Origin of the sequence: Gemmatimonas sp., from assembly GCF_044345575.1 — a bacterium.
Lineage (GTDB): Bacteria > Gemmatimonadota > Gemmatimonadetes > Gemmatimonadales > Gemmatimonadaceae > Gemmatimonas.
In genome coordinates this window covers 1-8,330 of the sequence record NZ_JBIJAW010000140.1, presented here as the reverse complement: position 1 = coordinate 8,330, position 8,330 = coordinate 1, and the positions used below count along the sequence as shown (strand labels likewise).

The 8,330-nt window shown below is 65.9% G+C and carries 7 protein-coding genes and 1 pseudogene; 3 read left to right on the top strand and 5 right to left on the bottom strand.

The window, feature by feature from the left end:
- Both ACIQ6O_RS09660 and ACIQ6O_RS09655 read right to left on the bottom strand, forming a co-directional pair.
- Positions 1 to 269: pseudogene (locus ACIQ6O_RS09660) on the bottom strand (amidase); the annotation flags it as partial.
- Between the two features lie 21 nt (positions 270 to 290).
- Positions 291 to 1,949, bottom strand: a complete 1,659-nt coding sequence (locus tag ACIQ6O_RS09655) for an ATP-binding protein (RefSeq protein ID WP_396207581.1) — start codon at positions 1,947 to 1,949, stop codon at positions 291 to 293.
- Positions 1,950 to 2,227: 278 nt separating this feature from the next.
- On the opposite strand from ACIQ6O_RS09655, the gene ACIQ6O_RS09650 reads away from it, so the two are divergent.
- On the top strand, positions 2,228 to 3,604 hold the full coding sequence (locus ACIQ6O_RS09650; protein WP_396207580.1) for an MATE family efflux transporter: 1,377 nt from the start codon (positions 2,228 to 2,230) through the stop codon (positions 3,602 to 3,604).
- Between the two features lie 7 nt (positions 3,605 to 3,611).
- Here the strand turns inward: ACIQ6O_RS09650 and ACIQ6O_RS09645 are convergent, their stop codons facing one another.
- A complete protein-coding gene (locus tag ACIQ6O_RS09645; RefSeq protein ID WP_396207579.1) occupies positions 3,612 to 3,890 on the bottom strand; it encodes a hypothetical protein in 279 nt (92 codons plus the stop codon).
- A gap of 58 nt (positions 3,891 to 3,948) precedes the next feature.
- Positions 3,949 to 4,752 (bottom strand): SDR family NAD(P)-dependent oxidoreductase, encoded by an 804-nt coding sequence (locus ACIQ6O_RS09640; RefSeq protein WP_396207578.1) that lies wholly within the window; start codon positions 4,750 to 4,752, stop codon positions 3,949 to 3,951.
- 66 nt (positions 4,753 to 4,818) lie between these two features.
- On the opposite strand from ACIQ6O_RS09640, the gene ACIQ6O_RS09635 reads away from it, so the two are divergent.
- Positions 4,819 to 5,673 (top strand): nucleotide-binding protein, encoded by an 855-nt coding sequence (locus tag ACIQ6O_RS09635; RefSeq protein WP_396207577.1) that lies wholly within the window; start codon positions 4,819 to 4,821, stop codon positions 5,671 to 5,673.
- Between the two features lie 40 nt (positions 5,674 to 5,713).
- Here the strand turns inward: ACIQ6O_RS09635 and ACIQ6O_RS09630 are convergent, their stop codons facing one another.
- Complete coding sequence (locus tag ACIQ6O_RS09630) at positions 5,714 to 7,384, bottom strand: hypothetical protein (RefSeq protein WP_396207576.1); 1,671 nt, start codon at positions 7,382 to 7,384, stop codon at positions 5,714 to 5,716.
- A 48-nt stretch (positions 7,385 to 7,432) separates the two neighbouring features.
- Here ACIQ6O_RS09630 and ACIQ6O_RS09625 point away from each other — a divergent pair.
- Positions 7,433 to 8,330: hypothetical protein (locus tag ACIQ6O_RS09625; RefSeq protein ID WP_396207575.1), on the top strand; the 898-nt coding region annotated here is incomplete at its 3' end.

The following is an 8,330-nucleotide window of genomic DNA, read 5'->3' as shown; positions in this document are numbered from 1 at the left end:
GCGTCGAGGGAGTCGGCAACCGCCACCGCTTCGGCGTTGACCAGCACAATGCTGTTGATCGCCGGCCCCTGCTTATCCATCGCCTCGATGCGCGCGAGGTACTGCTGAACGAGGGCGCGACAGGTAAGGCGCTTGGCCTTGAACGCGGCGTGCACCGTGGCAACCGACGCCGTGTCCACTGGGAAACGGCGCGGTGCCGGCTGCGCGTGCATCAGGGGGGCCGCCATCACCGCGGCGGCTGCGGACGATGCCATCAGGGAGCGGAGCATGACGCGAATCTAACGCGCGATCTATTCGCCGCGCGCCGTGTTTACGGCGGTGCGCAGCAGCAGATCCACACGCGTCTTGAGCGCTTCCACCGTGAACGGCTTCTTGAGGAAGGATTCGGTGGGGTTCTCCACATCGAGCAGGTTGTCTTCGTCGGGGTAGCCACTCATGTACAACACCCGCAACTGGGGGCGCACGACGCGTGCCGCATCGGCCAGCGTACGCCCGCCGAAGTCACCCATGACGACATCGGTCACCAGCAGGTCGATGGGCCCATCGTGTGTCTCAACGACGCGCATGGCGTCGGTCCCACTCGAGACCTCGAGCACGCGGTGGCCCTGTGCGCGCAGGATGCGCGTGACGAGCAGGCGTACGCCGTCCTCGTCTTCGGCCACGAGCAGGGTCGCCATTTCGCCGGGAAACGCGGTGGCCTCGTGATCGTCGCGCGATTTGCCGGACGGTGCCGCCGAGGCCGGCACGATCACGCGGAAGGTGCTCCCACGCTCGAGGAGACTGCTTACCGTGACCTGCCCACCGATCTGCGACACAATGCCGTACACCGTGGACAGCCCGAGCCCGGTTCCCTTCTCGGGCCCCTTCGTGGTGAAGAACGGTTCGAACACGCGGGCCATCGTGTCACTCGTCATCCCCACGCCCGTATCCGTGACCTCGAGTTCGAGATATCCCTGTCGGGTTGCGTCGAGGTTCAGGTCACGCAGGGTTTGCGGTGATGCCTTGCGCGTCACGATGCGCAGGTCGCCACCGTTTGGCATCGCATCGCGTGCATTCAGTACGAGATTGAGCAGCACCTGCTTGAACTGTCCCGCATCGGCACGGATGTGATGTTTTGCGGCGTGCAATGCCAACGACACGCGGATCTTCTCGCCGATGACGCGCTCGAGCAGGTGCACCGTATCCAGCACCACCTCATGAACATCGAGGGTGGTGAGTTCGATCGGTGCCCGCCGGCTGAACGACAGCAATTGACGGGTAAGGCCCGAGGCGCGGCTGGCCGCTTCCCGAATTGAGAGGACCGCTTCCTGCCGCGGATCGTCCGCGTCGAACGTGCCATCGAGCGTTTCGGCGAATCCGCCGATCACGGTAATGAGATTGTTGAAGTCGTGCGCAACGCCACCGGCAAGCCGACCGACGGCCTCCATCTTCTGCGCATGACGCAACTGATCCTCGGCCCGTCGCTGCTCGGTGATGTCGATACCGTAACCGAGCACGTGCTGTACGTTGCCGTTGGCATCCTTCACCGGAGTCACGTAACGACGGAACCAGCGCTGATCACCATCACGGGAGGTGAAGCTCTCCTCGAACGTGATGGTCGACCCTTCCCTCGCGACCTGTGCGATGGTCTCCATGCGCCGCGCCGGCACATCGGGCGGCAGCTTCCGGAACGCCGCGAATTCCGCATCGGTGCGCCCGATGATCCATTCCCGCACCACAGGATCGGCAATGGCGCTCGGCGTTACGTACTCGTACACGCCCTGCGGTGAGAAGACAGCGAGCTGCGCCGGCAGGGATTCGAAGATGCGCCGATAGAAGGCCTGGATCAGAACGACGTCGGCCGCCGATGCCAGCTGCGCGTCCGACAACGCGGGAAGCGCTGCCATTTCCCCGGAGGGCGGGAGCGGATCCGGGGTATCGTCGGCAGGATGTCCAGAGGCCATGAGCATGAGAATGTGAGACCAGCGGCGTGCTTTGCGAGTTTACGACCTTCCACCGCGAATAACCAGACTCGTCCGGTGCTGACGGGGATGGTGCCCGGCCTTGCGGTATCCCATTTTCCACGTTTCGCCTGAAATCCTGTACTCCCCGGTTGTCACCCCGAGCGGCCGATTTTCCCGGCGGCCGGTGACGGTCGAGGTCGTCTCGGTATCCGCATGTGAAAGCTGCATCAGAATCCACGGAGACCGCGGATAGTCCGGACTCCGGGAATCCGTCGCCCGTCAGCATGTGGCACGACATCCGTGACGCCGTTCGTGGGGCCGAGCACGACTACACCGAAGGAGCGATCGGTCGCGCGATCTTTCTGCTGGCGGTGCCCATGGTGCTCGAAATGTCCATGGAGAGCATCTTCGCGGTGGTCGATGCGTACTACGTCGGGCGTCTCGGCCCCGCCGCCGTCGCGACCATCGGGTTGACCGAGTCGCTCATGGTGGTGATCTACACCGTCGCCATGGGACTGAGCATCGGCGTGACCGCCACCGTGTCGCGTCGGATCGGCGAAAAGGACGCCGACGGTGCGGCCCGTGCCGCGATACAGGGATTACTGCTCGGGCTCTTCCTGTCGCTCGTGCTGGGCGTGACCGGGGCCATTTTCACTCCCGAGCTCCTCGCACTCATGGGGGCCGACGCCGAGGTGCTGCGCATGGGCACCGGCTTCACCCGCCTTTCGCTTGGCACCAGCAGCGCGGTGTTCCTGCTGTTTCTCATCAACGCGGCGTTTCGCGGTGCGGGTGATGCCGCCGTGGCAATGCGCGTGCTCGTGCTCGGCAACGCGATCAACATCGTGCTCGCGCCGTGTCTCATTTTCGGTGTGGGGCCGTTTCCACGGCTGGGGCTCGAGGGCGCCGCCGTAGCGACGGTTACAGGGCGCGGTGTCGGTTTCCTCTGGGCACTGTGGCACCTGCACGGCGGTGCCGGCAACCTGCGGGTGCATCGCCGGCATGTCCGCGTGGAACCCGACACGATGATGCACATCGCCACCCTCTCCGGGTGGGGCACCGTACAGGTGGCACTGAGTTCGATGAGTTGGATCGCGCTCGTACGCCTCATCGCCACGTTCGGCGCCACTGCCGTCGCGGGCTACACCATCGCCATTCGCGTGCTGCTCTTCGCCCTCATGCCGGCATACGGGGTCGGTGCAGCGGCCGCGACGATGGTGGGGCAGGCGCTCGGTGCCGGCAAGCCGGATCGCGCCGAGCAGGCGGTGTGGGCGGCCGCGCGCATCAACATGCTCGTGCTGGGGCTTACCGGTGTGCTCTTCTGGTTCACCGCGCCAACGCTCGTGGGGTGGTTCAGTGACGTGAGTGCCGTACGCGAGGTGGGCGTGAACGGCCTGCGTACCATGTCGCTGGGCTTCCCACTCTACGCCCTCGGAATGGTGCTCGAGCAGAGCTTCAACGGAGCCGGCGACACCAGAACACCGAGCTGGATGAATTTCGTGGTGTTCTGGCTCGTGCAGCTGCCACTGGCCTGGTACATGTCGCAGCGCACATCACTCGCGTGGCGCGGGGTCTTCGTCGCCGTGGTGGGTGCCTATACGGCACTGGCCGTGCTGAGCGCCGTGTTCTTCCGCCGAGGGGCGTGGAAACAACGGACCGTGTGAGCCCGCCTCAGCGACGCATCGCGTCGTTGTACCCGGCACGTGCATCACGCATGAACCCAGCGTCGCTGTATCTCACGTACGCGGCGCCGGCGGCCACACCGAACAGCACGAGTAGTAGCTGGATGCCGCGTCCAACCCAGCGACGCTGGGCCAGACTCACCGGTTCGCGCGGCGCGAGGGCGAGCTGCTGCATGGCCACGAGCTGCGCGCGCAGCCGGGCGTTTTCCTGTTGCAGGGTCTCGATCTGAGCGGCGGTGGGCGCCGGTGATTCGCGCTCCATGGACACAGGGCTGGAGAGGTGAGGTTTCGATGAGGACAAGGGCCCGATACCCGATGGGTAACCGCTACTGCGGCGTGACGTTCAACCGGTCCCGGCGATAGCGCTGGCGCAGGCTGCCAAGCATCCAGGGCGCGTACTTGAGCAGGAACACGATCAGCTTGAAGCGCTTGCCGGGCACACACACCACCGCACCACGGCCCTTCGCTTGGGCGAGACTTTCGTCCACCACTCGCTCGGCCGGTAGCCACGCCCACCCGGGAATGCCTTTGCGGCCACTCCCCAGCCGGTCGTGAAACTCGGTGTACGTGAAGCCTGGACAGAGCGCCTGCACGTAGACGCCCGTATCCACCAGCTCGTGCGCCAGCGCCTCGCAGTACATGCGCTGATACACTTTGGTCGCGTTGTAATTCACGTTGCCAGCGGTGGGTGACCAACTGGCCACACTCGCCACCACGATAATGGTGCCGCTGCGACGGGCCAGCATCCCCGGCAGGACCGCGTGCACCAGTTCGTGCGTGGCCTGCACGTGCAACCGCAGCATGCGCGACTGTCCCGCGGGGTCGGCCGTTTCGATGGTGCCGCGCGTACCAAAGCCCGCGTTGCTCACGAGCGTGGCGAGTCGCGACTCGTGGCGCAAACGGTCGGCTACACGGGCGATATCGGCATCATCGGACAAATCGGCAACGAGCGCCTCCGCCTGGATGCCGTGCGCCGTGCCGAGCTCGGCGCAGACGGTGTCGAGACGGGCGGCATCCCGCGCCACCAGCAGCACATCGTGACCGCTGGCCGCCAGGCGATGGGCGAAGACGTTCCCGATGCCGGAGGTGGCACCGGTAATGACGGCGAGCGGGCGGGAGGACATGGACATCACGGGAAGCTAGCGCGTGGGGGGAGGACACTGTGAGAGGAACCGGACCCCTGCTCCGTTATGTTCATGCAGCAGGTGGGACGCGCCGTGCGTCTTCGCCGCGTCGCTTCCGTTCTTGCCGAGTCCATCATGCGTCGTGTGGTTCTTCCGGGTGTCCTGCTGTTTGCCGTGGCCTGTGCCGATAAATCGCCCGATGGGGCGAAGGGTATGGCATCCCCCTCGGCGAGCAGCGCCAGCGCGACCTCCGGCGCGACGGCGGCGCCGGCCATCGCCCCCGGCAGCACCCTCACGGGCACGCTGCGCGAGCAGATCCCCGTGGGCCCGTATGTGTACGTGCGCCTCGACACGGACAACGGGGAGGTGTGGGCGGCCGTGAACAACGAACCGCTCGCGGTGGGCAAGTCGGTCACGGTGTACAACGTGATGCTCATGGAGAACTTCCAGTCGCCCACCCTGAGCCGCACGTTCGCGCGCATCTACTTCGGCGCCCTCGAACCGCCTGGTACCACCCCGCAAACGTCGACGGGGTCCGCCCCCGATGCCATGACCAACGCGGACCAGGTGGGCACACCAGCCGCCGTCGACGCCGGCATCGGCCGTATCAGCAAAGCCACCGGTGCCAACGCGCGCACCATCGGTGAAGTGCACGCGCAGCAGAAGGGCCTCGCCGGCACCACCGTCACCGTGCGTGGCGTGGTGGTGAAATACAACGAGGGCGTGATGGGGAAAAACTGGATTCACATCCAGGACGGCAGCGGCAGTGCCGCCAAGGGGACGCACGATCTGACGGCCACATCGCTCGACCGTGTGGCGGTGGGTGACACCGTGACCATCACCGGCGCGCTGCGCCTCGATCGGGACTTCGGCGCCGGCTACGTCTACCCGCTCGTTCTCGAAGACAGCAAGCTGTCACGGCGGTAAGCGCGGCACCGAGCGTCTTGAGCGCGGTCACATTCGCCGCTCAGAAACCCGGCGGCTTGTACCCGGGTGGCGGACCATCCGGATGCATGTGACACACCGGCGGCTGCTCCACCGAGTAGGTGAGGTTCACGATGCGCCACGTCGTGCCGACCCGCACGAGCGTGAACTGATCGACACCGCAGTGTGACCACTTCCCCTCGGCCCACAGGTCATACGGCAACCAGACCGACGCAAACGTACCGGCGATGCGTACCTCCGCATCGAACCCGCGCTCGATGATGGGCGCGCGGCGCCCCGTGGCGCGTTGCGATGCCGCGGTACGCATAACGAACGAGGGCGCGCCGTCGCGCTCACGCGCCGCGTAGACCTGCCCGCTGTCGGTCATGAGATTCGACAGGGCGATCATGTCGCCTTGATTGATCGCGGCCATGGCCGAATCGACCACGGCCATCACCTGCCGCTGCGATGGAGACAGCGACACAGTATCGCCAGCGGGAACACTGAACACCGCGCCGTGCGGCACGGCCGCACCGTTCCCACCGTGTGGCCATGCGGTGTTTTCCATGCGCATCCCCACCTCGCTGCCGGGGCCGCGGAAGCGATCATCGAGCGACAACCTCCCGGTGCGTTCATCGAAATTGGCCAGGATCACGCGGGTTTTCATGGCCTGATACCCCGTGATCACCACCCGCTGGTGATTGGGCTCGATCCCAATCCAGTGCGGCACATCGTTGGAGCCCAATGACACACGCGACACCTCGCGCGGGTGCGCCGGATCCGACACATCGAGACTCACCACCGCGCTCCATGCCGGCACCGTGATGAGGTAGTAGTTGCCCGCCACCACCGGTACGGCGCACGACGTCCCGGGTTTGCGCGGGAAGGCATGCACGAGGCGCGCGGTGGGCTTGTTGCCGGCAATGCCTTCGAGCAGGTAGAGACCGCAGTTGAAGGTGCTCACCATCACCGTCTTGCCGTCGCGCAATATGCGGGGCTCGGCCGAGCGATAGCCCTCGTCACCGCGCGGCCCCGGCGGCAACTCGATGGTGTGCTGCAGCGACAGGTCGGACAGGCGCCAGAACTGTAGCGCGCGTGTGGTGTCGCGGTTGTCCATGTCGCTGGTGGTCACCACGACGCGGTCGACGGCCGGAAGAATGGCCGCCGAGTAGGGGCGCACACGACGATCCACACCCGGCTGTTTTGCCGATGACGATCGCACCACATCCCCGCGCGGTGTCATCTCCACCAAACCGCCCGGTGCCATCCCCTCGGCATCGTGCTGCATCTGGAACGTGGCAAGCACGTTGTTGTTGGGGAGCCGCCAGAAGCTGTGCGGATGCATCAACCCGCCCACGTCCTCGAACTGCTTGACCAGTCGGGGCGCGCTGGGCCGCGTGAGATCGAACACGTACGACTCGCCGGAGCCGAAATCATTGGCGAATAGCTGACGGTCGGCCGCCAGCGCATGATCGGTGTGATGGGTGCGGTGACCACGACCGGGAACGGGGAGAGTGGTGACCAGCGCGCCGTAGCGATCGCTCTTCCCACCGTCGCGCACATCGTACACGGCCAAAAAGTCCGGTGCCGTACTGTCGGCCGATGAGGCCCAGAGGTACAGATAGTCGCTGGCACGCGTCGACGCCGGCGGCGGTTGCACGGCGAGGGTGGAAAGACTGAACGCGGCGGCGTAGAGCGGGGTAAGGATCGACATGGGAGAGACGTTATCGCATTCCCGCCGAGTCTGCACCACATTTCCCGCATGTTGCGACTCTCACGTACACTCATGTTCCTGGCGGCCGCCGCCCCTCTGTCTCTGGCCGGTGCACAGAGCCCACAGGCCGGTACCACAACCCGTGCCGATCTCGCATGGCGCTATCTGCTCATGGATGGCGCGTATTCGGCGGCCGACTCAGCGGGCACGCTCGCCGACAGCACGCGTGCGACGCTCAATCGCATATTCGATCGGTCCACGCTCAGCTTCTTCGGCGGTCGCTTTTCCACTACGGCGGCGATGATGGATACCGCCATCACGCTCGCCAACCCGCAGTACCGCTACGAACGTCGCGCCCTCCCCGCGAACGTGACGATTGGCGGTAAGCCGGCGCGCGAAGTACGAAGTGCACTGCTCGCGCGTCTCGCCAAGCTCGACAGCACCGGCGCACTCGCCCAAGCCATTGCCTCGGCGTCGGCGCGCGTACGACTGCTGGTGGACACGGTGTCGGCCGAGCGCAGCGCCGAGTTTCTTTCGGAGCCCGCCGCGCTGTCGCGCGCGGTGACCGCCGAAGTGGCGGCGCTGGAAAAGGGACGGAACCCGTACCGCCTGGTCGCCGGTGATATGTGGCGCAGCTATCGCGGCACGAACGGCACACTCGTGCCCATGCGCGTCATCGCGCCAACGGCCGCGAGATCACGCGCCGTGGGTGTGCTCATCGCCCTGCACGGTGCCGGCGGCGACGAGAACATGTTCGCCGATGCCTACGGCCGCGGTGTCGCCGCGCGGCTGGCACGGGAGAATGACCTGGTCTTCGTGTCACCGGCCACCACACCGTTCATGACGAGCGCGGTCCATTTCGATTCGCTTCTGGCAGTGCTCGGCCGTGAGTACGCCATCGATGCAAAGCGCGTGTACGTGATGGGGCACTCCATGGGCGCCGGTG